Source organism: Amphritea sp. HPY, assembly GCF_050870985.1.
Taxonomy (GTDB): Bacteria; Pseudomonadota; Gammaproteobacteria; order Pseudomonadales; family Balneatricaceae; genus Amphritea.
In genome coordinates, this window is record NZ_CP194015.1 from 4,002,750 (window position 1) to 4,028,930 (window position 26,181).

Below are 26,181 nucleotides of genomic sequence, written 5' to 3' on the forward strand. Positions count from 1 at the left end.
TACAACAAAGGGCAGACATATCGCTATATCTACCCTCTGAAAAATTCTGGAGCTCATGGGCGGATTTGAACCGCCGACCTCACCCTTACCAAGGGTGTGCTCTACCCCTGAGCTACATGAGCACAACAACTATTGGAGCGGGTAGCGGGAATCGAACCCGCATCATCAGCTTGGAAGGCTGAGGTTCTACCATTGTACCATACCCGCCTAACAGTCTGATGGTGGTGGGGGGTGGATTCGAACCACCGAAGCTCGCGCGTCAGATTTACAGTCTGATCCCTTTGGCCACTCGGGAACCCCACCTCACCAATTACTTCGCCACCAAAATGGTGCCGGCACCAAGAGTCGAACTCGGGACCTACTGATTACAAGTCAGTTGCTCTACCAACTGAGCTATACCGGCATCAGCAGCGAAGTGGCGCATATATTAATCACGCTCCCCTGTGCTTGCAACCCCTTTGCATACTTTTTTTTCAATTTTTATTCCACGCTGAAAATATTCTTGCAGCTCATTGATTTTATTAGATGTTTCAGAGCCTGCTTCAAGCTTAACCCAAACCTGATAGAGGCGATCCTTGCTGACAACCTGATATACCTCCGACCGTAACAATCTATCCAACCGCTGCTGCGCCCCATTTACCTCTGCGCGCGCACCATAACGACCAAGCACATATGCCGGACCACCATTCACAGTTACCTGCTCAGCAGCCAACCCCATAGCTTTTATATTTGCCAGCAAGGCCTTGTCTGCGTCGCTAACTGACGGCCTCCCGACAATCAACTCGTAGGCCAATACTCTCTCTTCATTATCCACAACAAGCGACGATTCAATTCCGCTCATCAATAACTTCGCCTGCATTTCTTCAGCAACACTCCGACTGGATATTCCGCCAATCACATGACACCAAGACCGCACTACAGATACATCTTGCACCTCTTGCACCTCTTGAACCTCTTGAACCTCTTGAACCTCTTGAACCTCTTGTAGAGATGGCTTTCGAGACAGCAGTAGTGACTGATCCACCTCACTCAACAGTCGCAACCTGGCCACATTAGCGGGCACAGCCTTAGCTACAGACGGGTTCACCGGGGGGCGTAACTGCCAGGAAAAATACACAACATTGACCAACAAAAGCAGAATGAACATCCAACGCATACCGCTACCCCAATGCCAGCTCCAGCCCATCCATAACTAACTCCGGGCTAAAGATAAATTTGCTATTCAGGGAGCTGAATAATTCGCCGTCACCTCCGGTGACAAATATTGGATCAGTAATTGCCATCGCAGCTACTTTCTCAGCTAATCCTGAAAACAACAGATTAATACCGTGTTGCACAGCTTCAGAGGTGTTAACACCAGGCCTGGCATCAAAGGCTTGTATTGAATGATCGACAATAATTTCAGCTGTATTACTCAGCAGGTTACGGCTCATCAACTGCAAACCCGGGATAATATACCCCCCCAGATGACGGCCATCTGCAGCGATCTGCTCAACCGTAATAGCGCTACCGCAATCTACCACCCAACAAGCCTTCTTTGCTTTGCTATAGGCACTGATAATAGCAAGCCAGCGATCGACACCCATCCGGGCAGGATCTTTATAGCTATTCACTACACCCGCCTGCGCGGCAACTGTCACAGCAAACTCTGGAACCACCCCCCAACGCTGCCCGGTAAATTCAATTAACTGCTGGTTAACTGCCTTACCGGCTACCGACGCGATACGCACCCTTTCAACCCGGTCTGGCCAGATAGTATTATCAAGGTCCGCCAGACGAATACTTCCCTGGATACCGGGGCTTTGTGCATCACGCCACTTCAGAAACGTATTACCGATATCGATATCTAATACAGTCATGGTAGCCGGACACTCACTTCACCGCCGTGAAACTCACGAGTACTACCATCAACCTCTAGCAACAAGGCGCCATTAGGCCCCACCCCGCGACAAACTCCTTGCTCACTATTGCGACCTATATGTAGAGAAACAACCTGATCACGGTGTGCATTCGCCTGCTGCCACTCCTCAACGAGAGGTGCAAAACCATGTTCAGAAAACTCCTCCAAAACCGGCACCAGACTATTCATCAGCACCGCAATCAAAGTATTCCGTGACGGAGCCTGACCTGCAATTTCCTGCAGATCGGTCCAGGGCTGATCAATTTCATCAGCACTGCTGCGAGGCATATTCACATTAAGCCCCACACCTATCACTACAGAGCACTCCCCAGAGGCATCGCCTACCATCTCCAGCAGTACTCCGGCCAGCTTCCGGCCACGCCACAGCAGATCATTCGGCCACTTTACCTCAACATCCGGGATATCTAACTCACGCAGGCCACGAATCAGCGCAACACCTACCGCCAGACTAAGCCCTTCAAGGGCTGCAGCACCTTTGCTGAACTGCCAGGTAAGCGAAAAACAGAGATTACTAGCAAAAGGGCTGACCCAGTTACGCCCGCGGCGTCCACGACCCGCAGTCTGCTGCTCTGTCAGATATAACGAGCCATGCCCATCCTCATACACCGACTGCATCGCCTTAGCATTAGTCGAGGGGATAACCAGATCCAGCGAAACACGACCCAGCTGCTTAAGCGTGCTCGCTTCTAACTGCTCGGTAATAGCATCTTTATTAAGCAGATCCAGCCCTCCGGGAATTCTGTATCCCCGCCCTTTAACGCTATAGACCTCTATTCCGGATGCTTCAATCTGCCGCATCTGCTTCCATATCGCGCTGCGGCTCACACCCAGCTGACCACCCAACTCCTGCCCGGAGTGAAAACAACCATCCGCCAGCACTGTCAACAGCTGCTCAATCATCGCTATGCCCGCCTATGCAATTCGTTCAAGCACAATAAAACTATAATCATAAGGATTGGGCCCTTCGGCTGAAAAATCTTCACGGCCAATCTCAGCCCATTCTCCCGGATTAAACTCAGGGAACCAGGCGTCGCCATTCACCTCAGCATGAACCTGAGTCAGATAGAGACGGTCCGCTAACGCCAGAGCCTGCTCATAAATCTGGGCACCCCCAATCACCATCGCCTCATCACGACCGTCAACAGTACAGATACTCTCAGCCAGATCTTTAGCTGCCTGCAGGCTATTAACTACCCTGACACCATCGGGCTGATAGGCAGCATCCCGGGTAATCACAATGTTGGTTCTACCTGGCAGGGGCCGACCTATGGAGTCAAACGTCTTGCGCCCCATGATAATTGGCTTACCCATAGTAACCTGCTTGAAATAGCGCAGATCCTGAGGCAAATGCCAAGGCAGATTATTATTGATGCCAATGACACGATTTTCCGCCTGAGCAACAATAATCGCCAGATTCATAACTTCCCCTTAATACTGCTCTTTGACAAAAGCTTTGGTAACATTGAAAACTGAATTTAACCACAGGTGTTAATAACAAACCAATGAGACAATACCTCGATCTTTGCCAAAGAATAATAGATGAAGGCGTCTGGGTGGAAAATAAACGCACCGGAAAGAGATGCCTGACAGCCATTAACGCTGACTTAACTTATGATGTTGCTAGCGGTGAATTCCCGCTTGTAACGACTCGTAAGAGTTTTTACAAATCAGCAATCGCCGAGATGCTGGGCTACATCCGCGGTTATGATAACGCTGAGGATTTCAGAAAAATCGGCACCAAAACCTGGGATGCAAACGCTAATGACAATGCTGACTGGCTTGCGAACCCCTACCGCAAAGGTACCGATGATTGCGGCTTTATTTATGGCAAGGTTGGCAGGAACTTCCCGAAACCGGATGGCGGCAGCATAGATCTGCTGCGTAAGATTGTCACCGACCTGTCTCAGGGCGTTGATGATCGCGGTGAGATCTACACATTTTATCATCCGGGCGCATTTCATATGGGGTGCTTACGCCCTTGCATGTATAGTCACCACTTCTCCCTCCTGGGTGACACCTTATATCTGAACAGTACGCAACGCAGCTGCGATGTGCCGTTAGGGCTTACCTTTAACATGGTGCAGGTTTACTTTCTGCTGGCGATCATCGCTCAGATTACCGGCAATAAACCGGGCAAGGCCTACCACAAAATTGTGAATGCCCATATATACGAAGATCAGATTGAGCTTATGCGGGATGTGCAGCTCAAGCGGGAACCAATGCCGCTACCTCGGTTCAATATCAATCCGGATATTAAAACTCTGGAAGACTTGGAAACCTGGGTGACTACGGATGATTTCGAAGTGGAAGGTTACGAATACCACGAACCGATCCAGTACCCCTTCTCTGTCTGAAAAAGCCGCCCGTTCAGGGGCGGCGGGTGAATCCTGACAGCAGAAAGCCAGACTCAGGAAGCCTTAACTGAAGCGCTAGTCCGGTACGCTAGTGCGACAAGAACAGCTCCCAGTATAATCATCGGCAGAGACAGCAACTGCCCCATAGTCAGCCAATCCAGCGCTACAAATCCGATATGACCATCGGGTTCTCGGAACAATTCAACACACGAGCGAAACAGACCATACAGCAACAGGAACATACCTGAGACCGCCATCGCCGGCCGTGGCTTGGCCGAATAGAACCAGAGCACAATAAATAGCACGACCCCTTCCAGAGCAAATTCATACAGCTGCGACGGATGCCGACCAAGCCCGTCCATCGCACGGGGAAAAATCACGCCCCAACTCTGATCTGTTGCGCGTCCCCAGAGTTCTCCACCAATAAAGTTCCCCAACCGGCCTGCACCCAGACCAACAGGGATCAGCGGCGCAACAAAATCAGCAATAGCAAAGAAGCCTTTTTTATAATGATGCGCAAAATATCCAATTGCTGCGATTACCCCCAACAGACCACCATGGAACGACATGCCACCTTCCCAGATCGCAAACAACCACAACGGATCATCCAGAAACTGTGGGAAGTTATAGAACAACACATAACCAAAGCGACCACCCAATACAACACCGATCGCACCCCAGAAAATAAGATCCGATACTTGCTGCTCGTTCCAGCCGGAACCCGCTTTTCTGGCACGCCGGTTACCCAAATACCAGGCGGAGCCAAAACCGATCAGGTACATCAGCCCGTACCAATGAATTTTCAGCGGCCCCAGCGCCACCGCAATCGGATCTATATCATGCAACCACATGGAGATAATCTGCTCCCTTATATTGAAAACTGCCCCGATATAACCATGCCCGCCGCAATCGAACAATAGCTATCCCGCAGATATTGGTTTTAAATAAAGCCTCAACAGCGAAAAGCGGAGCAACACAGTGTGCCTGATCGTCTTTGCCTACCAATACCATCCTGAATATAACCTTATACTGGCCGCTAACCGTGATGAATTTTATGCCCGACCCACCCGTCCAATGCAATTTTGGAAACCACAAGACAACACCCGGGCCGCCCAACATCAAGGTCAGAACGAATTTTATACCTCCCGACTTACATCGCCGATACAGCACTGCCAGCAACCAAATAACATTCTGGCCGGACAAGATCTGGAGCAGGGAGGCACCTGGCTGGGCATGCAACAGAATGGACGTTTTTCCGCAGTAACCAACCACCGTGACGGACGTAACCGCAGCAATGGCAAAAGATCCAGAGGATTTCTGTCAACCAGCTTTCTGAGCTCTGAACAACCGGCCAGACTCTATGCCGAACAACTGGAGAGCGATCTTTACGACGGTTTCAACCTACTGATAGGCGATAACAGCGGCCTGTACTATCTATCCAACCGAAGCCAGGGCAACCATAAAATAAGCCACGGCATTCACGGCCTCAGCAACGCTCTGCTCAACACCCCATGGCCTAAGTTGGATGCCCGTAAAGAGATGCTCCAGCGACACCTTGACCAGGAGACGCCAGACGTCGAGCATCTTATTAATCTGATGGCTGACAATACGATCTACCCCGAGCACTTGCTACCGAATACCGGTATTAGCCCGGAGTGGGAGCAAGCACTGTCATCGAGCTTTATCAAACTGGAGAATTACGGCACCCGCGCCACGACTGTCATCTTGCAGAAGCACAATGGAGAAACCGAAGTAGTGGAACAAAACTATGATGTCAGTGGCGCAGGCGATCGCTACCGTTATCAGTTAGAACTGCCGCCGATCGGCGGCAGTTAAGAGACAAGCACTGACTAAAATACCAATTAATCCGGGATTGTCGGCCTGGTAAGCTGCCCTAAACCCAGGTCTTTCAGAGTCTTACGCAACAGCATATGAATCTTATCCACATCATCCATCACGATAATACGACTCAGCAGATCCTGCGCCCGTCCCATACTTACACCACGAATGGCAAACTTAATCTTCGGCAGGTTAGTCGCGTTCATAGACAACACGTCATAGCCCATCGCCATTAAGAGCAAAGCACCACCCGGATCCGCAGCCATCTCGCCACAGATACTCACCGACACACTCTCTTTATGCGCCTCACGGGCAATATACTGCAACGCTTTGAGGACCGCCGGATGATAGGAAACATAAAGCCCGGCTACCCGGGGATTATTTCGATCCACCGCCAGCAAATACTGGGTCAGGTCATTCGAACCCACTGAGATAAAATCGACCCGACGGGCAAACCGCCGCGCCTGGTAAACCGCAGCAGGCACCTCAATCATCACCCCGATCAACGGTTGATTAACGACATGACCCTCTTCCCTTAACTCATCGACAGCCCGCGCGATCAATTTCTTCGCATCTTCAACCTCCTGCACATTAGTTACCATCGGCAACATAATCCGCAGGTTATCCAAGCCCTCAGCAGCCCGCAGCATCGCCCGAATCTGCACCAGGAATATTTCCGGATGATCCCGGGTTATCCTAATACCCCGCCAACCCAGCATCGGATTATCTTCATCTATCGGAAAATATGACAACGGCTTGTCACCACCAATATCCAGCGTTCGCATCGTTACAGGGCGGGGAGCAAAGGCTTCCAGCTGCGCCCGGTATGTGATCATCTGCTCGTACTCGCTGGGAAAGAAATCCCGGATCATAAACGGAATTTCTGTGCGGTAGAGTCCGATACCTTCCGCGCCCCGATCCAGCGATCGGGCAACATCGGTAACCAGGCCGGTATTCACCCACAGCGGCATCCGATAGCCATCGGTGGTTTCAGCAGGCAGCTCTTTAAGCCCCTCCAGACCCGCATTGACTTCATTTTCTTCTCGGATAATATCCCGATAACACTGCGCCAGGTCTTCCGATGGATTAATAAAGACCCGGCCGGAGTAACCATCCAGAATAACCTGCAGGCCTTCCAGTCGGGTATAGGGCAGATCCACCGCCCCCATTACCGTCGGAATCCCCATAGAACGGGCCAGAATTGCGGCATGGGAGTTACCGGAACCATTGACCGACAACAGACCCGCCAGCTTATCTGCAGGCACTTCACCAAGCATCGCCGGGGTCAGCTCATCCGCCACCAGAATCGCATTCTCGGGAAAATCGATCTCCGACAGCGCGGGACCCGACTCCTGCAAACAGGTCAGCATTCGCCGCCCCAGATCTTTTATATCGGTAGCACGCTCCCGCAGATAAGGATCATCCATCATTGAGAACTGATGAACGTGCTCGCCAATAACATTCTTCAACGCACCCTGCGCCCAATGCCCCTGTTTGATCTGCGCAATCACTTCACCCGCCAGGGCATTGTCATCCAGCATCCGGATATAGACATCGAACAACTCACGCTCTTCAGAACGCAGCCGTTTGGCCAGACTCCGCCCCACTTTCTTAATATCGCGTCGAACCGAGGCCAGTGCTTTTTTAAATTTAGTAATCTCTTCCTTTATATCTTCAGTCTTACGCTCCGGCACACCATCAAGGTCGGCTAATGGAGTCATAACAACCGCGGGCCCTATCGCAACCCCGATACAACCCGAGACACCTTCAAACTTACGATCTGATTCACCTTTCTCATGTTCCGATAGTTTCTTTATCGAACCGGTAGCTTCAGCATGAGCAATAACGCCAGCCAACTGGGCCGACATTGTCACCATAAAAGCCTCTTCGTTTTCATCGAAACGACGTATAGCCTTCTGCTGAACAACAAGAACCCCGAGCAGGGTGCGATGATGAATGATGGGAACACCAAGAAAAGCGTGGAACTTTTCCTCGCCGGTGCCTTTGATAAAGGTATATGAGCTATGAGCCGCTGCGTTTTCCAGGTTAATAGGCTCAGCCCGATCACCAACTAAACCGACCACACCCTCAGATAATGACAGACTCGCCTGACCCACAGAGCGTTTATTAAGGCCCTGGGTCGCCATCAGAACATAACGCTCTTCGCGGGGATCAAACAGATAAATTGAACATACATCCGTGCGAATCGCACGTTGTACCCGACGCACAATAACATCCAGTACCGAGTCAAGATCCGGTGCGGCGTTAACTTCCTGTACAATTTTGCGCAGGATTTCCAGCATGCATCAATCCTCTGTTGCTTTCGCTACCAGCCGCCAAGAACCAGTCGCGTCAGTTTCGGCGACAGTTCCCGCATCGCCTTACGATACACATCACGCTTGAATGCAACCACCTGACCCAGCGGATACCAGTAGCTAACCCAACGCCAGCCATCAAACTCCGGCGAGTCGGTTTCATCAATCGAGACCGCATTATCTTCACTGAGCATTCTCAGCAAATACCATTTTTGTTTCTGACCCACGCAAACCGGATGGGAATGGTGCCTAATCATTCGCTTGGGCAAGCGATAACGTAACCAGCCACGGGTAACTGCGACAACCTCAACATCCTGAGGCGAGAGACCTATCTCTTCTTTCAGCTCCCGGTACATCGCCTGTTCCGGCGACTCTGACTCATTGATTCCCCCTTGAGGGAACTGCCACGCATTTTGACCTATGCGCCTTGCCCAAAGCACCTGACCCATCGAGTTTGCCAGAATGATACCGACATTCGGCCTGAACCCGTCTGAATCGATCACGGTGATTTCCTTAAAAACTTTTCCGCTATTGTTCCATAATTCGTTACGATTCAGCAAATGAGAGTGGTTAACAATTGCCACCAATGCAGCAAGCCACTATCCTAAGCGCACTTTTATACAATTATGGAGTTGTAACGTTGAGCCTGGCAATTTTCGATCTTGATAACACCCTGCTGAATGGCGATAGCGATCATGCCTGGGGCGAATTTCTCTGTGACAAGGGAATTGTCGACGTCGATGCCTATCGCGAAGCGAATGACTACTTCTTCCAGCAGTACCAGAACGGTACGCTGGATATTTTTGAATTCCTTGAATTTGCCCTCAAACCACTGGCCGATCATAGCGCCGAGTATATGCAGCAGCTACACCAGCAGTTCATGCAGGAAAAAATTGCGCCTATGATGCTGGAAAAAGCCGAGACACTGCTGAAGAAACACCGCAACCAGGGCGATTTTCTGCTCATTATCACCGCTACTAATCGCTTCGTTACGGGACCTATCGCCGCACATCTGGGTATCGATGACATTCTGGCGACAGAACCGGAGCAGATCAATGGCGAATACACCGGCAAGGTCGCTGGAATCCCGTGCTTCCAGCATGGCAAAGTAGAACGCCTGCATGCCTGGCTGGAAAGTACTGACCACAACCTGGAAGACAGTTATTTCTATAGCGACTCAATCAACGACAAACCTCTGCTGGATCTGGTTACCTATCCGGTCGCAGTTGATCCGGATGAGTTGTTGAAACAAGCTGCTGAAAGTAACAGCTGGCCCATTATCAGCCTGCGCTAGCCTCCAGACTGAATAAAAAAATGCGCCATGTGGCGCATTTTTTTATGCCACCCGACATTGTTTCAGCTGCTGATTAAGCGATGCCATCACCTGACTCCGATGTACCACTCCCATAAGCTTGCCACTTTCGATCACCGGATAAATTTTCGGTTTATTCAGCGCCATCATCTGCGCCAGTTCGAGAATTGTATTAGTGGGCGATACGGTCAAAGGCTCCTTATGCATCATATCCTTTACCAAAACATGGCTATCACAATGATAGCTATCATCCAGCAGAAACGGGATGCAATCCTGTTCGGATAGAAAACCGACCAAGTGCTTTTCATTATCGACTACCGGCAGCCCGATCATCTGTTCGGCCATCAGATGATCGACCGCCTGTGCCAGGGACATATCCATATGTAGCGGGGTTAAATGCTCAGACATGATGTCTTGAATCAGAATCATCGTCCTTCCCTCCTGTTATTAGATATATTTCAGTGTCGCACCGAAAACAGGATTTAACCAATCGTAACTGCTTATCTGCTCTATAGCGAAAAACTAACAGCCATAAAAAACGCTCCCAGACCTTGCGACCGGGGAGCGTTATTCGCCTAACTATTGCCCGCTTAACTGACCGGCAACAGCCTTACAAAGTAAGATTTCAGGTAATCTGTTTCCGGAATCGCCGGATGCACCGGATGGTCCCCCCCCTGATGCCCCTGATCGAAAATCTGCGCCTGACGATCCAGGGTACGGCTTTCGGAGCGAATAATGTCCACCAGCCGCTCGCGCTGCAGATGCATCGAACAGGATGCGGAAATCAATATCCCATTCTTGGCAACTAAGCGCATTGCCAGCTGATTAATCCGCTTATAAGCCTGCTCACCGTTACGAATATCTTTACGCTTCTGGATGAAGGCCGGCGGGTCAAGTACTACTACATCAAACTTCTCACCCTCTTCGAGCAGCATCTTACAACCGTCGAAAGCGTCACCCTGTATTGTTTCCAGACGTGAATCCGCATCGTTTAACCGGGCATTTTCAGTCGCCACATCCAAAGCAAATTCAGACGCATCCAGACAGGTCACATGCTCGGCACCAGCACCCAGCGCCTGCACACCCCAGCCACCGATATAGCTGAACAGGTCGAGCACTTTTTTTCCGGCAACATGCTGCTGCATGCGGGCACGGTTAAGACGATGATCATAGAACCACCCGGTTTTCTGCCCCTGCTTCACTGGTGCAACAAAAGACACGCCATTCTCTTCAAACGGAACCAGATCAGGCACTTCACCGTAAGCGGTTTCAACGTAACTCTCCAGGCCTTCCATCTGACGCATCTTACCGTCGTTACGGAACAGGATACCCTGCGGCTTAAACACCTTCTCAATTGCTGTCACGATCTCATTCTTCATCAATTCCATACCGGCAGTAGATATCTGCACGACAAAAATATCAAAGTAACGATCGATGACCAGGCCAGACAAACCATCACTATCTCCGAACACCAAACGGTAGCAGGGCTTATCAAAACATGCCTCACGCAATGATAGAGCGATATTCAGACGATGTACGAACAGCGAGCTATCCAGAGGAGTCTTCACCGTACGACTGAACAGGCGAGCGCAGATCAGAGTGTTCGGGTTTACATAAGCCAGACCCAACGCTTTGCCATTAGAACTTTCCACAACCACTTGCTCACCGGCGGCAAACTGCTTCAGCGGTGAAACTTTAGTATTTACTTCATTACTGTAAATCCAGTGATGACCACCACGAAGACGCTTATCCGCGCCGGCATTCAAACGTAACTGTTGCAAGGTAAGTACCTTTAATCTGGCTTAATAAGAAAAAGCCCCGCCAGAGGCAGGGCTAGAGGCTGATACCGGCCGGTATCAGCTCTCAGATTCGCAAACTGCGGAATAACCGTCGGCATCCAGTAACTCACCCAGCTCTTCCGGCGCACTCAGGCGGATCTTGATAAACCAGCCGTCACTGTATGGATCGCTGTTTACCAGCTCCGGTGTATCCTGCAACTCTTCGTTTACGGCGATGACTTCACCGCTCAGAGGTGCATAGATATCTGAAGCCGCCTTAACTGACTCCACAACGCCGATATCATCGCCATTGGCAAATTCAGTACCGACATCAGGCAGCTCAACGAAAACCACATCACCCAGCAGATCCTGGGCATGATCGGTAACACCAATTGCTACTACACCATCACCTTCATCACGGATCCATTCATGGCTGGCAACATACTGCAGATCACTTGGGATATCGCTCATTTTCTCTTTCCTACACTGAGAGTTTATGAAAATACTTTCTCGCCATTGCGAACAAATGACGGTTTAACAACTTTAACCGGAACCTGCTTACCACGCATATCGACGTGACAACTGTCTCCGGTATTTGCCGGCACCCTCGCCATCGCGACAGAGTAACCCAGCGTCGGTGAAAAAGAACCGCTGGTAATTTCACCCGCTTCTTCATCATTTACAATAACCTTCTGATGACTGCGCAGCACGCCACGGGTCTCCAGCACCAGTCCCACCAACTTCTGATCAACACCTTCCTGACGCTGCTGCTCTAATGCGGTGCGCCCGACAAATTCACGATCCGCCGGTTCCCAGGCGATAGTCCAAGCCATATTGGCGACCAGCGGAGAGATGTTTTCATCCATCTCGGAACCATACAGATTCATTCCCGCTTCCAGACGCAACGTATCCCGTGCACCCAGACCACAGGGCGCAACACCAGCATTTGCCAGGGCTTGCCAGAAGTCTGCGACCTCATCCTGAGGTATCATCACTTCCAGACCGTCTTCACCAGTATAGCCAGTTCTGGCGATAAACCAGCCTTCAGACTCAACACCCTGAAATATTTCAAGATTTTCGATCAACTTAACCCTGGATTCACTCAACACCGATTCTGCCCTGGCACGGGCATCAGGCCCCTGCACAGCGACCATCGCCAGCTCTGGACGCTCAGTCAGAGCAACATCATCAAAGTGTGCGGTATGATCAGCCATCCAGCGCAGATCTTTTTCGCGGGTTGCACAGTTCACTACGACCCGGAACCATTCGCCATTTACATCCGGCTCAGTCATCAGATAGACAATCAGATCATCAACCACACCACCGGTTTCATTGAGCATGCCGCTATACAGCGCCTTACCCTGAGTCTTCAGGCGATCGACATCATTTGCCAACAGGTAACGCAGGTATTGTTTTGCATCAGACCCGGTTACATCCACCACGGTCATGTGGGACACATCAAACATTCCGGCACCACGCCGCACCTGATGATGCTCTTCTACCTGGGAGCCATAGTTGATCGGCATATCCCAACCGCCGAAATCAACCAGTTTTGCACCCATCTGCTGATGTTTTTCATAGAGCGAAGTTTTACTTCCCATAACTCAAACTCGTATCTGTAACAGTGGAACCGGCAGAGTAGAACTCTGCAGATTCAGAAAAAGGGAGGTCAATGTATAGAGATTCAGGATGCAGTGCAATATATGTTCAATGATCCCGCATCCGACATAAGTCCCAGAAACCGCTGTCCTTCCCGATAAACCGATTAATCTACAACAGGGCGTCGCGCCAGTGCCGGCAAATTGCCACTCAAGCCCATTGCCTGTTGCACCAGGTGGTTTTTTACCAGCGGCGTGCCATTCATCAGATTCATACCGACATTACGTAACAGTCGCAACGCAGGCTGCTCTGAATTGAAAAGCTGTTTAAAACCCTCCATCGACGCAGCCATCTGCAGGTTGTCACTGTGACGAGCCCGTTGAAAGCGGCGCAGAATATATTCACTACTCCAGTCTTCCTCCCGTTCAACCGCCTGCAATACGACTTCAGCCAGAGCAGCAGCATCCATCAGGCCAAGATTTACACCCTGCCCCGCCAGCGGATGAATGGTATGAGCCGCATCACCAATTGCAGCAAAGCCCGGCTTTACATACTGTTTAGCATGGCGCTGACGAAGCGGAAAAACAGAACGCTGATCGGTTTCGATAACCTTACCTAAACGCCCCTCTATCGCCAACTCCAAAGCCCTGCAAAAAGCGCTATCATCCAGTTCCATCAACTCCCGCGCATGATCCGGTGAGGTGGACCAGACTATAGAGCTTAGCTGACTGTCACGCTGCCCGGTTTCAGTCTGCAGTGGCAATAACGCCAGCGGACCATCTTCCGTAAACCGCTGCCTGCAGGTAGCCCGGTTTGGCAGTTCTGTTTTTATTGTAGTCACAATTGCATGATGGCCATAATCCCACTCCCACATGGCAATACCTGCCATCTGGCGAGTTCTGGACATTGCGCCATCGGCAGCGACAACCAGTCCGGCATCAATTTCAGCTCCACTGGACAATGTTAAAAGCCTGCGCCCTGCAATCTGTTCAGACAATGAAATCAACTGCGCGTTATCGATCAGTTCAACGTTCGGCAACCCGGCACTGGCCTGATACAACGCTGTCAAAGTCACTCTGTTTTCAACAATGTGTCCCAGGCAAGGCTCATGTAGTTCGGCACTGCTGAACTGGATATTGCCGGTACCTTCACCATCCCAGACATCCATCGCTTTATATGGAGACACCCGCATCTGTCGCATAAACGACCAGGCTCCGGCGACTGTCAGCACTTGCTGTGACGCTGCGGTCAACGCACTGACCCGCGGATCAAAACCGACCTTGCGCTGCGCCGATTCAGCTTCACCAACCCGACTGAGATCAAGTGGCCGACTCTCAAGTACTTTAATACTCAAGCCACTCGGTGCCAGCAAACAGGCTAACGTCATGCCCACCATACCGGCACCGACTATGACCAGATCTGCCTCGGTAAGGTTTGTCTCTGCCGGATCATTTTTCTGAGGATGGCTCATAACTTCAATTCCGTTTATTTCAGGTCAGGTGCCGGACTATCCAGCCCCATAGCGCTACGGGCAAAAACCGTCTTTGCCATCGGGCACAGATCCAATAGCTGCAACCCGGCACTGCGCCCGAAAGCCAGCAAAGGGTCAGGATTGGAGAACAGCTTCATCGTCTGATCACTGAAACCGATAGTTTTCTGCTGATCACCACGCACCTGTTCATGAAAGGCGGACAATAGTTCCAGATTACCCAGACTCTCGCCCCTTTCTGCAGCCCTGATCAACGTTTCCGCCAGTGTCGCAGCACCGCGCAACGCCAGATTGTAACCCTGACCAGCAATCGGATGCAGCGCATGAGCAGCATTGCCAAGTACAACCAGCCCACGGCGTACCTGTTCATCCGCAACGCTTAACTGCAACGGATAACTATGCCGCTCGCCAACTTTCAGTATTCGGCCAACCCGATAACCAAAGCGCTGTTGCAAACGTTCAATAAAATCCTCATCGCTCAACCCCATCACCTCATCTATCTGAGAGTCAGGCACTGTCCAGACTAACCCCATCCGGTGCTTCCCAGCCTCACCCTCAAGGGGAAGAAAGGCCATCGGGCCGGTGTCGGTGAAACGCTCATATGCCACCTGGCGGTGATCTTGTTCCGGACTGATATTGGCTATTACAGCGTGCTGTTGATAACTCTGCTGGCGGTAGCCTATGCCCATCTGCTGCCTTAACTGTGACCGGCCACCATCAGCCATTACGACCAATTGCGAAGTCAGCTCATGAGACTCGCCCTCAGACTGCAGTCTGAGCGTCATCAGCTCACTGCCATATTCAACACGGGTTACTTCCGCCGGGCAGATCAGATCAATACGTTTCGCTTCGGGCTGTTGAATACGATCCATCAACACCCGCCCCAGCCATTGGTTTTCCACCACATAACCCAGCGCAGGCACATTTTCATCCGCGGCTTTCAGACGGGCAGCACCAAACTGACCTTTATCAGAAACATGGATATCCGTAATCGGGCAGAGATGGGTTTTCAGGGTATCCCAGATACCCATCTCCTGATAAATCATCCGACTACCGTAGGCCAGAGCGGTCGCCCTCGAATCATAACTGGGCTGGTAACTCAGACTACCTGCTGCAGGCATCGGGAACGCTTCAATTACTGCAATATCCAGCCCCAGACGATTACTGGCAGGAATCAGTGCTGCCGCCAGACTAGCCCCAACCATTCCACCGCCCACAATTACGACATCGTAACGCTTCTTCATCGTCCTGTTATCCTGCTGCAGCCATCAGTTGCTCTATCTCATCGACTGTTTTTGGCGCTCCGGCTGAAAGCACTTCATAACCCTGTTCGGTAATCAGCACATCATCCTCGATCCGGATCCCGATACCCCGCCAGCACTCTTCGACAGTTTCATCCTGAGGTGCGATATATAACCCGGGCTCCACGGTCATTACCATGCCTGGTTCGAGGGGACGCCACTCACCATCAATTTTGTAATCACCCACATCGTGCACATCCATCCCCAGCCAGTGACCGACCCGATGCATATAGAAACGTTTGTAAGCGCCACTTTCGATCAGCTCCGCCGGTTCACCCTGTAACAAGCCCAGCTCGACCAGCCCCTGCACCAGAACCTCAACCGAGAGATCATGAATATCGTTCCAGATTACACCGGGCTTAATCGCTTCAATACAAACCAACTGCGCTTTCAGTACAAGTTCATAGAGCGCTTTTTGCTCTGTACTGAAAACGCCGGATACTGGAAAAGTCCGGGTAATATCGCCAGCATAGTAATCTAACTCACAACCGGCATCGATCAACACCAGATCATCGGCCCTAAGCTCATCCCAGTTCTCGGTATAGTGTAGAACGCAGGCATTATCGCCACCGCCGACAATGGATGAATACGCTGGCTGGCGACAACCATTGACCGCAAAATGATGGGTGATTTCAGCCTCCAGCTGATACTCGGTCAGCCCCGGCTTGCAATACTGCATGGCCCGGACATGCGCTTCGGCAGAGATCCTGCCCGCATCACGCATCAGCCGGATCTCCTGCTCGCCCTTGATCAGGCGCATCTCATGCAGCATATGATCCAGCATTACCATTTCACTGGGTGCCACAGCGCCCTGCCTGGCCTGAGCGCGGATTCCGTTGAGCCAATCCCGCACTTGCTGATCCAATTTTTCATTGGTACCGATTGAGTAGTAGAGCCGCTGACACCCTTGCATCAGGGACTGTACCTTCGCATCAATATCGCTGACCGGCCACGCCTGGTCTGCACCATACTGATTACAGGCGCCTTCGGGACCCGCACGATAGCCGTTCCAGATCTCCATTTCCGGATCCCGGTCGCGACAAAACAATACAACCTCGCCCGCTTTCCGGCCGGGGATCAGAACCAACACCGCATCCGGCTCGTCAAAACCGGTCAGGTAATAAAAATCACTGTCCTGACGAAACGGATATTCGACATCACTATTACGGCTCACGGCGACAGCAGAAGGAACAATAGCAACGCTATTTCCGGACATTTTCGCCATCAGATCACGACGGCGCCGGGCAAATGTATTCTGGTTGATTCTTTGTATAGTCATAGCGTGCTCAATTTTAGTGAAGCGTAGTTCCCGGCTCAACCGACTCATCCGGTTGCTGAGGGTTAAATTCGCTGAAAATCATCATAGCAGCCATCCGTACATACTCGTGCAGCTCCATCAGATCAGATTCGCTATCCTCATTATCCTCAGGGTCCAGCTCAAGCTGGGCGATCTGCTCCATATCACTCAGGGTTTCCCGCAGCTCTTCCGTCAATGAGGCATTCGTCTGCCCACCCTGCAGCCCGAAACCGGTCAAAAACCCCTGACACCAGGCGCCTAAAGCTTCAGCACGCTGCCCAATGGCAAGATCATCATCCGGTAATAACAACTGAAAACCAAAATCAGCATTTTCCAGCAAACTCAATACACCCTGATACATATCAACCAACGCCAGCTTGGAGCTTTCGTGACGATACTCAGCAATATCCATAAGCTCGGCAGCCTGCTTAAGCCAGTCATCGGCCTTAAACCTGGCGCCAGCGGCCAAAAAGCCGCACAGCAGACCGTGTAACTCACCGGCGTTGGTGGTCAGACTGTCTTCAGCAATCAGCATATCGGATATTTCGTAGTACTCGGGGATAAACTCTTCGGGGGACTGATCAGCGCTCATAAAAGGATACTCTGTAGCTGGTAAATTACCCTGTTCAGGTAACGTATTAAACAGCCTGCTATCCTAGCATTTCACTAACCACAGCACCATTTATTAGACATAGCCAAATAGCTCAGTGAAAACCTCGATTGAGAGCGTAAATCCGCTTATGATAGGACAACATTTTTGGATCCGGACAGACCATGACCGAGCAATATTTCAACCAGCTGGAGCAGCAGGTAGAGCAACTGCTGCAGCGCTGTCAGCAGCTACAGCAGGAGAATCAAATGCTGCGACAGCAAGAAACAGCCTTAAAGCAGGAGCGCAGCCGCCTGCAGCAAAACAATATTGCGACCCAACAACGGATTGAAGCGATGATCACCCGGCTCAGATCACTGGAGCAACAAGCATGAACACCCCGCGTACCACGTCAGTCAAACTACTGGACAAAGAGTATGTGATTGCCTGCCCCGAAGAAAATGAAGCCCAGCTTCTGGCGGCTGCAGATTACCTGAAAAAGAAAATGCAGGAGGTCAAAGCCTCCGGCAGGATCATCGGCCTGGAAAAGATCGCGGTCATGGCCGCCCTGAACATTTCTCACGAGCTACTCCACTCCAGCCAGGGGAATGAAGCGCAACTGGAGCAAAGGCTGCAACAACTAAGCGCAAAAATCGAACAGGGCCTGGGCAGCTTAGAGCCCTGAGACAAACTACCTGAACCATGATCTGAAACAGTTACTACCTCGGAATAGCGTGAAAATATTTCATCTGAATTAAAACAACATGTGTTTCAAGCAGTTACTCTTATATACAAATAACGCTTTAGCATAGAAAAAAGGTTTTACAAGAGCTGACTTTCAACGCTGTAGCAGTATAATGGCGTCAGCTCCCTGGGGCTCTCGGTTGACTGGTTACGTCCCTTGAGCCGATAAGCATATATCCGGAAGCTTCTCGATTGGCCGATGTGCATGTCCGCTCGACGGAAAGCCTAAAGTTTTTCAGAAGTTACCACCTTGAACCTTCGGGTTCAGGGCCACAATCAGCGCCGAAGTCTTGGGGAGTCGCTATCTACAGCCGTATCCAGCTATGAATCTATCTACTGATCCGAAAATCAAACCATCTGGCCAGCAACCCAACTTTAAAGTTCAGCTACGGCGACAGATGCGCAAACGGCGTCGTTCACTAACCGCACAGCAGCAACAACAAAACAGCCTGGGCCTGCTGAAAACCATTCGCAACCTGAATAGCTTCCGCAACAGCGACCACCTGGCACTGTATCTGCCCAACGATGGTGAGATTGACCCTCAACAAATCATCAAGTTGTGCTGGGCCCTGGGTAAAAAGTGCTATCTACCGGTATTGCACCCGATCCGCCATAACCGGCTCTGGTTTGTCGAATACACACCGCAGACCCGGCTACATAAAAATATCTACCGAATTCTTGAGCCATCTTTAATTAAAGCGCCGCGCCGGCCAGCCTGGGCCATCGACCTGGTATTGTTACCACTGGTTGCGTTTGATGCTGAAGGAGGACGTCTGGGTATGGGCGGGGGTTATTATGACCGCACATTCGCCTTTAAACAGGGTTGGAAGAAGGGTAGCGGTACTAAACTGATCGGCCTGGCGCACGATCTGCAGAAAGTTGCACGGTTGAAAACCGAAAGCTGGGACATTCCGCTCGAGGGCGTCGCCTCAGAAGAGCGGTTCTATCGTGCTGTTCGCTAATACGTTTAAATCCTGAAGGTATTTAATTAGCCGTTAAATACCTGTCCGACTATAGCTGCCAGCTCAATATCACTGTTTGAAACTCCGGTAATCACCGTCCCTACCACAAAGGCAGCGATCAATAGCGAAACCAGATCTGGTCCTTTTTTCATAGTAGATTATTGCCTCGTTTTTTTATTATCAAGCTCATCGCCCGCCTGAAGGCTGGGTAGTTTTCCATACCAGGATTTTTTTGCAACTATTTCCTATAGTTACGGCCTATTTATCGACAACTTTATTAAAAGTTATATAAAAGAGCCTAAAAACCGGAAAAAAGTTCCAGTTATTACAGACAATTTCAGAAAAATTGATTAAAAAGCGCTAAAACAACAGGAATAGTCAAAAAAGACAGAATTGTCTGGGCGGTTATGATCGCTGCCATCATCGGTGCGTCACCACTCAACTGCCGCGCAAGGATATAGGCCGTTGAAGCAGTAGGCAAAGCGCTAAACAAAACCAACACTGCAGCTACCAGATAAGAATCAATAAACAGGCTACAGATCAACAACATCAGTAACGGAAAAAACAGCAGTTTGATGATACTGCTATAAATTACGGAACCACCGGCACTGCGCAAGGCTGTAAGGTTCAAACCGGCGCCTACCGCTAACAGCCCCAATGGCAGAGCCATGCTACTCAATAACTGAGCCACCGAACTAACCATTGAAGGCAGCCCCAGGCCACTAAGGTTAAGCAAAATGCCCAGCAGACATGCCAGTATCAGAGGATTTTTACACAGCGCTTTTAGGGTACTGGCAACACTCGACTCCCGCTGCGTATAAGCACTAAAAACCAGTACACACAAAACATTCAACAGCGGCACCATGAGTGCAATCACTACCGCTGCAATAGCCAGACTGTCATCACCATATAAAGCGGCGCTGGCTGCCAGCCCGACATAGGTATTAAAACGCATCCCCCCCTGATATACCGAAGTAAAGGCCGCACCAGACAGCGGCCGCAAACGCTGCACTAATATTAACAGCATTGAGCCTGCCGCCAACAAGCCAACTACAGCAGCTGCCACCTCAAATATCGGCACCGCTGCAATCTCTGCCAAACTTAACTTATACACCAGCAATACAGGAAAAAGCAGGAAATAGATCAGCTTTTCAGCCGGTTCCCAAAAACTATCATCCGGAAAATTTAGTCGTCTGATACCGTAACCGATGCATAACAATGCAAAAACCGGCCACAAGGCAGTGAGAATCTCATTCATTAATGGTTATAATCCAGTTACGCCTGCATTTTATTAGCGGCTGATTGAATAAGACTGGCAGCAACGGGGACAGTGCTGCCAGTCGTTTAAAACTATACAGGAGCAGACAATAATGACATCTCTCGTGCTAACGATTATCGCCCCGGACAAACCCGGCCTGGTTGAACTTCTGTCCCAGACGATCGCGTCCCATCAGGGTAACTGGCTGGAAAGCAGCTTATCCCGACTGGCCGGTAAGTTTGCCGGCATCCTGATCGTTTCGATACCGGAAGCGCAGGCAGAACCCCTGAGCAAGGCACTGGCTGAGCTCGACGCTCAAGGCCTTAAGGTCGTTGCTGAACGCAGCCAGGAACCGCAACTGAAGACCGCATATAACAGCATCAACCTGGCACTGATTGGTCATGATAAGCCAGGCATCGTTAAAGAAATTTCTCAGGCGCTGACTGCAAATAAGGTCAACGTCGAACGACTCAGCACTGAACTGGTCAGCGGCTCTATGTCTGCTGAAGAACTGTTTAAGGCTGAAGCGCACCTGCTGGTCCCTGATACGGTCGATCTGGATGATCTGCAACAGGCACTTGAGAATATCGCTAGTGACCTGATGGTTGATATTACACTTAACTGATCGTTTTCAGTTACCAAAAAGCCCGCCAAGTGCGGGCTTTTTTATTCACAGCAGGCCTTCTCAGTCAATGGAAAAGCGCCGCAATAAAGCTTGTTGCTGATGTGCAACGTCGAGCAATTCATGACTACTGTGCGCCGCCTGCTCTGCTCCTTGAAAGGTTTCAGCCGCTGCACTATTGATCGACACCAGGGTCCGGCTTACTTCAGCTACCGCCCCGGTTTGCTCTCCGGCTGCATTTTCAATATGTGCATTCATATCCCTGATATGCGATACCGCATCATTCATCGCCTGCAGCACCTGCTGCGATTCACTGGCTTTCTCAACACAGTCCTGACTCTGCTGATAACTCTGGTTCATAACCTCAGAGACCCGGTGAATAGCGTCCTGCATGCTTTCCACCATCTGCTTTATATCCTGCACCGAATCCCGGGTTCGGCCCGCTAACCCACGAACCTCATCAGCAACTACAGCAAACCCCCGCCCCTGTTCTCCGGCCCTTGCCGCCTCAATTGCCGCATTCAGGGCCAACAGATTAGTTTTATCGGCAATGCCCTGAATAGTTGCCAGAATGGTGGCAATTTTATCACCAAACGAAGCCATCTCATTACTAACACTCATCGCCTGATCGATACCACTGGCCTGGGTTTCGATACTGGCGATAGTGCCCAACATCTGTCGACTGACATCGTTACTCAGCTGCTCAAACTCATCGACCGCATTCAGGGTCGTCTGGCTATGTTGAGCGACTTCCGCGACACTATGCTCCATCTGAACCGCAGCCGAAGATGTTTGCTCCAGTTGCATGCTCTGCATATTCATAGACTGAGTTGTTTGCTGACTGATAGAAGCATTTCTTTCCGCCACATCAGACAACCGTGCCGAACCATCTGATACTTGCTGAAGAGTATCCTTCAGGCCTTCCACTACGGAGTTCAGGTAACGACTCAAATCACCAAACTCATCATTACGCTGTTCTTCAAACTTAATCCGCAGGTCACCCTGCCGGACCTGCGCCAACCCCTGATGAATTTGCGACAAGGGGCGACGAATCGCCCGTACCATAACCCCGCCGACAACCACAGCAAAAAACACGGCACCAACAGAAAGCCCCAGAATCCAGGTATGGCTAAAGCTCTCTTGCTGTTCCGCCTGATGCCTGGCGTTAACTGCTAATTGATTATTAGCTGCAATAAACGCATCCATCTCTTGCCGGGCCTGAACAATCAGCTGATCGGTTTGCTTCAGACGTTCCGCCAGCTGCAGGTCCGCAGCTACTTGAGTGGCGTAATAACTAACCAGACCATCACCATAGATATGCTTCTGTATTGAATCGACAACTCTTTTTAGCACGGCTTCACCAGGTGCGACCTGAGCCAATGCCTGGTAGGCGCGGAGTAACTCACCGTCACTATCCGCCAGCGTGGTATTCAATTCATCAAGGTCTCTGGTACGTTGAAAATTGACCAGTTGAAAACGATGCATACTAAACATCAGGCTTAGCTCTTTCGCCCTTTCAAGGACTTCTGGGCCGGGGTTACTTTCTGATAAACGCTGCATCCAGGCGTGTAGAGAATCGCCGAGTGACAAAAATTCAATTTCTGCCTGTTGCGTACGAAACTTAAGGATCAGGCTCTGCTTACGATCAGCCATCACTTTCTCTGTAATACTGAAAAATCGCTCACTAACAGACTGTATCCGCTGCAGGGCGACAGTTAACTCAGGGTTTCCGGTAACTTTTTCCGCGACTAACGCCTGCTCCTCGTTAAACTGCAAAATCCTGGCCTTAAATAACTGCCGCTTACGGTTCAGATCTTTTACCCGATTCTGCGAAATCGCCGCAAAAAGCTCAGCATTTGCCTGTTCGAGGTAGATCATCTGCTGAAAACTACCCGATAAAGAAGGGATTACATTATCTGAAACTTTAAAGAAATGATTTGATATGGTGCGGCTGGCAAACAATCCGCCAGCACCGACGACCACAATAAAAATCACCATCAGAGCGAACCCGATAATGAATTTATGAGTGACATTCAATCTCATCCATGCCTCCGCTATAGCGGTTTGTCACACCACTATAAGATCATAGGCCCCTTACCAAGGGCTCTTATTTCTATTTATGTAAACAACCGTTTAACTACTCCGATAAATGTATCCCGAATGTAAACATTTTTCCGACCACAACCAACCACCTTGGGTAGTGATTTTCAGGCACAAAAAAACCCGTACTACGATGTAGTACAGGCTTATTTTATAACGTCTCTATTTATACACGACCGGCCAGCATCTGCTCAGCCCGGTCACAGGCTGCACGCACCTGATTTGGCGCGGTACCACCAATATGATCACGGGCGCTGACAGAGCCATCCAGGGTCAGCACATCGAACACATCATCGGTAATCTGGTCAGAGAACTGCCGCAGCTCTTGCAGACTCATCTCACCAAGATCTTTACTCTGCTCAATACCGTACGCTACGGCCTTACCTACGATTTCATGAGCATCGCGGAAAGGGATACCTTTACGCACAACATAATCAGCCAGATCGGTAGCAGTGGAAAAACCACGTAACGCCGCCTCACGCATACTTTCTTTCTTCGCTTCAATGGCCGGAACCATATCAGCAAAAGCCCGCAGGCTGCCTTTGACCGTATCGATCGCGTCAAACAGCGGCTCTTTATCTTCCTGATTGTCCTTATTGTAAGCCAGTGGCTGGGATTTCATCAGGGTCAGCAAAGACATCAGATGTCCGTAAACACGACCACTCTTGCCCCGCACCAGCTCAGGCACATCCGGGTTTTTCTTCTGTGGCATGATTGAAGACCCGGTACAGAAGCGGTCCGGCAGATTGATAAAATCAAATTGCGCCGATGCCCACAGCACCAATTCTTCAGAGAAGCGGGACATGTGCATCATCAGGACACTTGATGCGGCACAGAATTCGATAGCAAAGTCTCGATCCGAAACAGAATCCAGCGAATTTTCAGTCGGTGCGGTGAAGCCCAGCAACTCAGTAGTCATCTGACGATCGATCGGGTAGGTTGTACCAGCCAGAGCAGCAGCACCCAGAGGAAGGATGTTGACCCGTTTACGGCAATCAGCGAAACGCTCAAAATCACGGCTCAACATTTCAAACCACGCCATCAGATGATGCCCAAAAGTCACCGGCTGTGCAGTTTGCAGGTGAGTGAAGCCAGGCATTACCGTATCAGCTTCCTGACGAGCAAGACCAACAAGACCCTGTTGCAAACGGCTGATCTCAGCCAGAACCAGATCAATCTCATCACGCACATACAGGCGAATATCGGTGGCCACCTGATCGTTACGAGAACGACCGGTGTGCAGCTTCTTACCGGTAACGCCGATTTTCTTAGTCAGCGCCGCTTCGATGTTCATGTGTACATCTTCCAGCTCGATCGACCACTCAAAGTTACCGCTCTCGATATCCGACTGAATCTCTGCCAGGCCATTCAGGATATCCTCACATTCAGCGTCCGTCAGCACACCAACCTTCGCCAGCATCTTGGCATGGGCAACCGACCCCTGGATATCCTGTCGGAACATCCGCTGATCAAACTCCACAGATGCAGTAAAACGTGCCACGAAGGCATCCGTCGGCTCATTAAAACGGCCGCCCCACTGCTGGTTGGTTTTTTCTTCACTCATGCTGACACCTCAAATCTTGTCGTCCCATCGGCCTGAAAGAGAGCCCGGGTACCTTGTCCTGAATCAATGGCGGGCATTATACAGCATTGCACCGGCTATCGGCATGCCGGATCAGCTGTTCCTGAGAGACTATTCTGATAAAATCGTTCTTTCACTAGTAGTTTGCCGGGCACATGCCCTCCAGGACCTTTTTATGACCGATAAAGTAATCCGAATTGCCACCCGCCAAAGCCCCCTAGCACTATGGCAGGCGGAATATGTAAAAGCTGAACTGGAGAAGCACCACCCGGGCATTAAAGTGGAGCTGCTGGGTTTCACAACTAAAGGCGACGTTCTGCTCGACTCACCGCTATCCAAGATTGGCGGTAAAGGCCTGTTCGTAAAAGAGCTGGAAGTCGCGATGCTGGCAAACGAAGCCGACATCGCGGTGCACTCAATGAAAGATGTGCCGATGGAATTTCCCGAAGGCCTGGGCCTGGCAGTGATCTGTCCACGGGAAAAACCAACCGATGCTTTCGTATCTAATAAATACAAAACCATCGATGAACTGCCGCAGGGAGCAGTAGTAGGTACTTCCTCACTACGCCGGGAATCCCAGCTGCGCGAACGCCGTCCAGACCTTAAAGTCACTACTCTGCGCGGCAATGTTAACACCCGCCTGCGCAAGCTTGATGAGGGCCAGTACGATGCCATTATCCTGGCAACAGCAGGCCTGATTCGTCTGGAGATGCAAGACCGTATCGCCAGCGAGATCAGCCCGGAACAGAGCCTGCCAGCAGGCGGTCAGGGTGCCGTAGGTATCGAATGTCGCACCGATGACCAGACCACCCTGGATCTGCTTAAACCGATGCATGACGCTGAAACAGCTTCCCGGGTAATGGCAGAACGCGCCATGAACCGTCGGCTTGAAGGTGGCTGCCAGGTACCTATCGCCTGTTATGCCACCCTGAACGAAGCCGGCGATGAACTCTACTTACGTGGTTTGGTCGCCAGTACCGATGGCAAAGAAATTCTGCGCGACGAACTGCGCAATAGCCCGGATCAGGCTGAGCAAATGGGTATCGAACTGGCAGAACGCCTCTTAGCAGCTGGCGCAGACCGAATCCTGGCCGAAGTCTACAAACAGAATAACTAACC

At 50.7% G+C, this 26,181-nt stretch carries 27 protein-coding genes, 4 tRNA genes and 1 other RNA gene; 9 read left to right on the forward strand and 23 right to left on the reverse strand.

What is annotated here, in order from left to right; all coding sequences use genetic code 11:
- Positions 1–47 precede the first annotated feature (47 nt).
- From ACQUQM_RS17835 to folA, 8 genes are all read right to left on the reverse strand, one after another.
- A tRNA-Thr gene (locus tag ACQUQM_RS17835) sits at positions 48–122 on the reverse strand.
- An 11-nt stretch (positions 123–133) separates the two neighbouring features.
- Positions 134–207, reverse strand: a tRNA-Gly gene (locus ACQUQM_RS17840).
- Positions 208–219: 12 nt separating this feature from the next.
- Positions 220–303, reverse strand: a tRNA-Tyr gene (locus ACQUQM_RS17845).
- 24 nt (positions 304–327) lie between these two features.
- Positions 328–403, reverse strand: a tRNA-Thr gene (locus tag ACQUQM_RS17850).
- 24 nt (positions 404–427) lie between these two features.
- Positions 428–1,156: an SPOR domain-containing protein gene (locus tag ACQUQM_RS17855; RefSeq protein ID WP_432471216.1), complete on the reverse strand. Its 729-nt coding sequence runs from the start codon at positions 1,154–1,156 to the stop codon at positions 428–430.
- Positions 1,157–1,160: 4 nt separating this feature from the next.
- Complete coding sequence (locus tag ACQUQM_RS17860; protein WP_432471217.1) at positions 1,161–1,859, reverse strand: type III pantothenate kinase; 699 nt, start codon at positions 1,857–1,859, stop codon at positions 1,161–1,163.
- Complete coding sequence (birA, locus tag ACQUQM_RS17865; protein ID WP_432471218.1) at positions 1,856–2,821, reverse strand: bifunctional biotin--[acetyl-CoA-carboxylase] ligase/biotin operon repressor BirA; 966 nt, start codon at positions 2,819–2,821, stop codon at positions 1,856–1,858. The genes ACQUQM_RS17860 and birA overlap by 4 nt, the downstream gene beginning before the upstream one ends.
- Before the next feature lie 12 nt (positions 2,822–2,833).
- Entirely contained in the window at positions 2,834–3,340 is a 507-nt protein-coding gene (folA, locus tag ACQUQM_RS17870; protein WP_432471219.1) for a type 3 dihydrofolate reductase, read from the reverse strand.
- 83 nt (positions 3,341–3,423) lie between these two features.
- On the opposite strand from folA, the gene ACQUQM_RS17875 reads away from it, so the two are divergent.
- Positions 3,424–4,275: a thymidylate synthase gene (locus tag ACQUQM_RS17875; RefSeq protein WP_432471220.1), complete on the forward strand. Its 852-nt coding sequence runs from the start codon at positions 3,424–3,426 to the stop codon at positions 4,273–4,275.
- A 53-nt stretch (positions 4,276–4,328) separates the two neighbouring features.
- Here the strand turns inward: ACQUQM_RS17875 and lgt are convergent, their stop codons facing one another.
- Positions 4,329–5,126: a prolipoprotein diacylglyceryl transferase gene (lgt, locus tag ACQUQM_RS17880; protein WP_432471221.1), complete on the reverse strand. Its 798-nt coding sequence runs from the start codon at positions 5,124–5,126 to the stop codon at positions 4,329–4,331.
- A gap of 127 nt (positions 5,127–5,253) precedes the next feature.
- Here lgt and ACQUQM_RS17885 point away from each other — a divergent pair, with 127 nt between their 5' ends.
- Entirely contained in the window at positions 5,254–6,111 is an 858-nt protein-coding gene (locus tag ACQUQM_RS17885; protein ID WP_432471222.1) for an NRDE family protein, read from the forward strand.
- Positions 6,112–6,137: 26 nt separating this feature from the next.
- Here the strand turns inward: ACQUQM_RS17885 and ptsP are convergent, their stop codons facing one another.
- The gene (gene ptsP, locus ACQUQM_RS17890) at positions 6,138–8,417 is read right to left on the reverse strand and encodes a phosphoenolpyruvate--protein phosphotransferase (RefSeq protein ID WP_432471223.1); all 2,280 of its coding nucleotides are present in this window, start codon (positions 8,415–8,417) and stop codon (positions 6,138–6,140) included.
- Positions 8,418–8,440: 23 nt separating this feature from the next.
- Positions 8,441–8,932, reverse strand: coding sequence for an RNA pyrophosphohydrolase (gene rppH, locus ACQUQM_RS17895; RefSeq protein WP_432471224.1), 492 nt, complete (start codon positions 8,930–8,932; stop codon positions 8,441–8,443).
- Positions 8,933–9,069: 137 nt separating this feature from the next.
- Here rppH and ACQUQM_RS17900 point away from each other — a divergent pair, with 137 nt between their 5' ends.
- Positions 9,070–9,723 (forward strand): HAD family hydrolase, encoded by a 654-nt coding sequence (locus ACQUQM_RS17900; RefSeq protein ID WP_432471225.1) that lies wholly within the window; start codon positions 9,070–9,072, stop codon positions 9,721–9,723.
- Between the two features lie 42 nt (positions 9,724–9,765).
- On the opposite strand, the gene ACQUQM_RS17905 is transcribed toward ACQUQM_RS17900, so the two are convergent.
- The 8 genes from ACQUQM_RS17905 to ACQUQM_RS17940 form a co-directional block, all read right to left on the reverse strand.
- The gene (locus ACQUQM_RS17905) at positions 9,766–10,170 is read right to left on the reverse strand and encodes a CBS domain-containing protein (protein ID WP_432471226.1); all 405 of its coding nucleotides are present in this window, start codon (positions 10,168–10,170) and stop codon (positions 9,766–9,768) included.
- A 161-nt stretch (positions 10,171–10,331) separates the two neighbouring features.
- Positions 10,332–11,522 carry a class I SAM-dependent rRNA methyltransferase gene (locus ACQUQM_RS17910; protein WP_432471227.1) on the reverse strand — a complete coding sequence of 397 codons (1,191 nt, stop codon included), beginning with the start codon at positions 11,520–11,522 and terminating at the stop codon, positions 10,332–10,334.
- A 75-nt stretch (positions 11,523–11,597) separates the two neighbouring features.
- A complete protein-coding gene (gene gcvH / locus ACQUQM_RS17915) occupies positions 11,598–11,990 on the reverse strand; it encodes a glycine cleavage system protein GcvH (protein WP_432471228.1) in 393 nt (130 codons plus the stop codon).
- Positions 11,991–12,013: 23 nt separating this feature from the next.
- A complete protein-coding gene (gene gcvT, locus ACQUQM_RS17920; RefSeq protein WP_432471229.1) occupies positions 12,014–13,120 on the reverse strand; it encodes a glycine cleavage system aminomethyltransferase GcvT in 1,107 nt (368 codons plus the stop codon).
- 164 nt (positions 13,121–13,284) lie between these two features.
- A complete protein-coding gene (locus tag ACQUQM_RS17925; RefSeq protein WP_432471230.1) occupies positions 13,285–14,589 on the reverse strand; it encodes an FAD-dependent monooxygenase in 1,305 nt (434 codons plus the stop codon).
- A gap of 14 nt (positions 14,590–14,603) precedes the next feature.
- Entirely contained in the window at positions 14,604–15,851 is a 1,248-nt protein-coding gene (gene ubiH / locus ACQUQM_RS17930) for a 2-octaprenyl-6-methoxyphenyl hydroxylase (RefSeq protein ID WP_432471231.1), read from the reverse strand.
- A 7-nt stretch (positions 15,852–15,858) separates the two neighbouring features.
- On the reverse strand, positions 15,859–17,187 hold the full coding sequence (gene pepP / locus ACQUQM_RS17935; protein ID WP_432471232.1) for a Xaa-Pro aminopeptidase: 1,329 nt from the start codon (positions 17,185–17,187) through the stop codon (positions 15,859–15,861).
- Positions 17,188–17,200: 13 nt separating this feature from the next.
- Positions 17,201–17,797 carry a UPF0149 family protein gene (locus ACQUQM_RS17940; RefSeq protein ID WP_432471233.1) on the reverse strand — a complete coding sequence of 199 codons (597 nt, stop codon included), beginning with the start codon at positions 17,795–17,797 and terminating at the stop codon, positions 17,201–17,203.
- 182 nt (positions 17,798–17,979) lie between these two features.
- Between ACQUQM_RS17940 and ACQUQM_RS17945 the strand changes: the two genes are divergently transcribed.
- The 4 genes from ACQUQM_RS17945 (at position 17,980) to ACQUQM_RS17960 (ending at position 19,500) form a co-directional block, all read left to right on the forward strand.
- Entirely contained in the window at positions 17,980–18,189 is a 210-nt protein-coding gene (locus ACQUQM_RS17945) for a TIGR02449 family protein (protein WP_432471234.1), read from the forward strand.
- Positions 18,186–18,479 (forward strand): cell division protein ZapA, encoded by a 294-nt coding sequence (locus ACQUQM_RS17950; RefSeq protein WP_432471235.1) that lies wholly within the window; start codon positions 18,186–18,188, stop codon positions 18,477–18,479. Before ACQUQM_RS17945 ends, ACQUQM_RS17950 begins: the two co-directional genes overlap by 4 nt.
- Positions 18,480–18,659: 180 nt before the next feature.
- Positions 18,660–18,839, forward strand: a non-coding RNA gene (gene ssrS / locus ACQUQM_RS17955) — 6S RNA.
- Between the two features lie 22 nt (positions 18,840–18,861).
- On the forward strand, positions 18,862–19,500 hold the full coding sequence (locus ACQUQM_RS17960) for a 5-formyltetrahydrofolate cyclo-ligase (protein ID WP_432471236.1): 639 nt from the start codon (positions 18,862–18,864) through the stop codon (positions 19,498–19,500).
- Between the two features lie 26 nt (positions 19,501–19,526).
- Here ACQUQM_RS17960 and ACQUQM_RS17965 read toward each other — a convergent pair whose 3' ends face one another.
- Both ACQUQM_RS17965 and ACQUQM_RS17970 read right to left on the reverse strand, forming a co-directional pair.
- Positions 19,527–19,652, reverse strand: coding sequence for a hypothetical protein (locus ACQUQM_RS17965; protein WP_432471237.1), 126 nt, complete (start codon positions 19,650–19,652; stop codon positions 19,527–19,529).
- 185 nt (positions 19,653–19,837) lie between these two features.
- Positions 19,838–20,758: an AEC family transporter gene (locus ACQUQM_RS17970; protein ID WP_432471238.1), complete on the reverse strand. Its 921-nt coding sequence runs from the start codon at positions 20,756–20,758 to the stop codon at positions 19,838–19,840.
- Between the two features lie 112 nt (positions 20,759–20,870).
- Here ACQUQM_RS17970 and ACQUQM_RS17975 point away from each other — a divergent pair, with 112 nt between their 5' ends.
- The gene (locus ACQUQM_RS17975; RefSeq protein ID WP_432471239.1) at positions 20,871–21,383 is read left to right on the forward strand and encodes a glycine cleavage system protein R; all 513 of its coding nucleotides are present in this window, start codon (positions 20,871–20,873) and stop codon (positions 21,381–21,383) included.
- A 60-nt stretch (positions 21,384–21,443) separates the two neighbouring features.
- Here the strand turns inward: ACQUQM_RS17975 and ACQUQM_RS17980 are convergent, their stop codons facing one another.
- Together ACQUQM_RS17980 and argH are read right to left on the reverse strand one after the other, a co-directional pair.
- Complete coding sequence (locus ACQUQM_RS17980) at positions 21,444–23,423, reverse strand: methyl-accepting chemotaxis protein (protein WP_432471240.1); 1,980 nt, start codon at positions 23,421–23,423, stop codon at positions 21,444–21,446.
- Between the two features lie 223 nt (positions 23,424–23,646).
- Positions 23,647–25,044 carry an argininosuccinate lyase gene (argH, locus tag ACQUQM_RS17985; protein WP_432471241.1) on the reverse strand — a complete coding sequence of 466 codons (1,398 nt, stop codon included), beginning with the start codon at positions 25,042–25,044 and terminating at the stop codon, positions 23,647–23,649.
- A gap of 193 nt (positions 25,045–25,237) precedes the next feature.
- Here argH and hemC point away from each other — a divergent pair, with 193 nt between their 5' ends.
- A complete protein-coding gene (hemC, locus tag ACQUQM_RS17990; protein ID WP_432471242.1) occupies positions 25,238–26,179 on the forward strand; it encodes a hydroxymethylbilane synthase in 942 nt (313 codons plus the stop codon).
- Positions 26,180–26,181 lie beyond the last annotated feature (2 nt).

Bases quoted from the DNA above. Each gene is read 5' to 3' on its own strand.
- ACQUQM_RS17940 (WP_432471233.1), bottom strand. From the start codon at position 17,797: ATGAGCGCTGATCAGTCCCCCGAAGAGTTTATCCCCGAGTACTACGAA.
- ACQUQM_RS17855 (WP_432471216.1), bottom strand. From the start codon at position 1,156: ATGCGTTGGATGTTCATTCTGCTTTTGTTGGTCAATGTTGTGTATTTT.
- ACQUQM_RS17875 (WP_432471220.1), top strand. From the start codon at position 3,424: ATGAGACAATACCTCGATCTTTGCCAAAGAATAATAGATGAAGGCGTC.
- ubiH (WP_432471231.1), bottom strand. From the start codon at position 15,851: ATGAAGAAGCGTTACGATGTCGTAATTGTGGGCGGTGGAATGGTTGGG.
- argH (WP_432471241.1), bottom strand. From the start codon at position 25,044: ATGAGTGAAGAAAAAACCAACCAGCAGTGGGGCGGCCGTTTTAATGAG.
- ACQUQM_RS17860 (WP_432471217.1), bottom strand. From the start codon at position 1,859: ATGACTGTATTAGATATCGATATCGGTAATACGTTTCTGAAGTGGCGT.
- gcvH (WP_432471228.1), bottom strand. From the start codon at position 11,990: ATGAGCGATATCCCAAGTGATCTGCAGTATGTTGCCAGCCATGAATGG.
- hemC (WP_432471242.1), top strand. From the start codon at position 25,238: ATGACCGATAAAGTAATCCGAATTGCCACCCGCCAAAGCCCCCTAGCA.
- ACQUQM_RS17905 (WP_432471226.1), bottom strand. From the start codon at position 10,170: ATGATTCTGATTCAAGACATCATGTCTGAGCATTTAACCCCGCTACAT.
- ACQUQM_RS17980 (WP_432471240.1), bottom strand. From the start codon at position 23,423: ATGAGATTGAATGTCACTCATAAATTCATTATCGGGTTCGCTCTGATG.
- gcvT (WP_432471229.1), bottom strand. From the start codon at position 13,120: ATGGGAAGTAAAACTTCGCTCTATGAAAAACATCAGCAGATGGGTGCA.
- ACQUQM_RS17975 (WP_432471239.1), top strand. From the start codon at position 20,871: ATGACATCTCTCGTGCTAACGATTATCGCCCCGGACAAACCCGGCCTG.
- ACQUQM_RS17950 (WP_432471235.1), top strand. From the start codon at position 18,186: ATGAACACCCCGCGTACCACGTCAGTCAAACTACTGGACAAAGAGTAT.
- ACQUQM_RS17960 (WP_432471236.1), top strand. From the start codon at position 18,862: ATGAATCTATCTACTGATCCGAAAATCAAACCATCTGGCCAGCAACCC.
- ACQUQM_RS17945 (WP_432471234.1), top strand. From the start codon at position 17,980: ATGACCGAGCAATATTTCAACCAGCTGGAGCAGCAGGTAGAGCAACTG.
- ACQUQM_RS17970 (WP_432471238.1), bottom strand. From the start codon at position 20,758: ATGAATGAGATTCTCACTGCCTTGTGGCCGGTTTTTGCATTGTTATGC.
- pepP (WP_432471232.1), bottom strand. From the start codon at position 17,187: ATGACTATACAAAGAATCAACCAGAATACATTTGCCCGGCGCCGTCGT.
- birA (WP_432471218.1), bottom strand. From the start codon at position 2,821: ATGATTGAGCAGCTGTTGACAGTGCTGGCGGATGGTTGTTTTCACTCC.
- ACQUQM_RS17925 (WP_432471230.1), bottom strand. From the start codon at position 14,589: ATGAGCCATCCTCAGAAAAATGATCCGGCAGAGACAAACCTTACCGAG.
- lgt (WP_432471221.1), bottom strand. From the start codon at position 5,126: ATGTGGTTGCATGATATAGATCCGATTGCGGTGGCGCTGGGGCCGCTG.
- ptsP (WP_432471223.1), bottom strand. From the start codon at position 8,417: ATGCTGGAAATCCTGCGCAAAATTGTACAGGAAGTTAACGCCGCACCG.
- ACQUQM_RS17965 (WP_432471237.1), bottom strand. From the start codon at position 19,652: ATGAAAAAAGGACCAGATCTGGTTTCGCTATTGATCGCTGCCTTTGTG.
- folA (WP_432471219.1), bottom strand. From the start codon at position 3,340: ATGAATCTGGCGATTATTGTTGCTCAGGCGGAAAATCGTGTCATTGGC.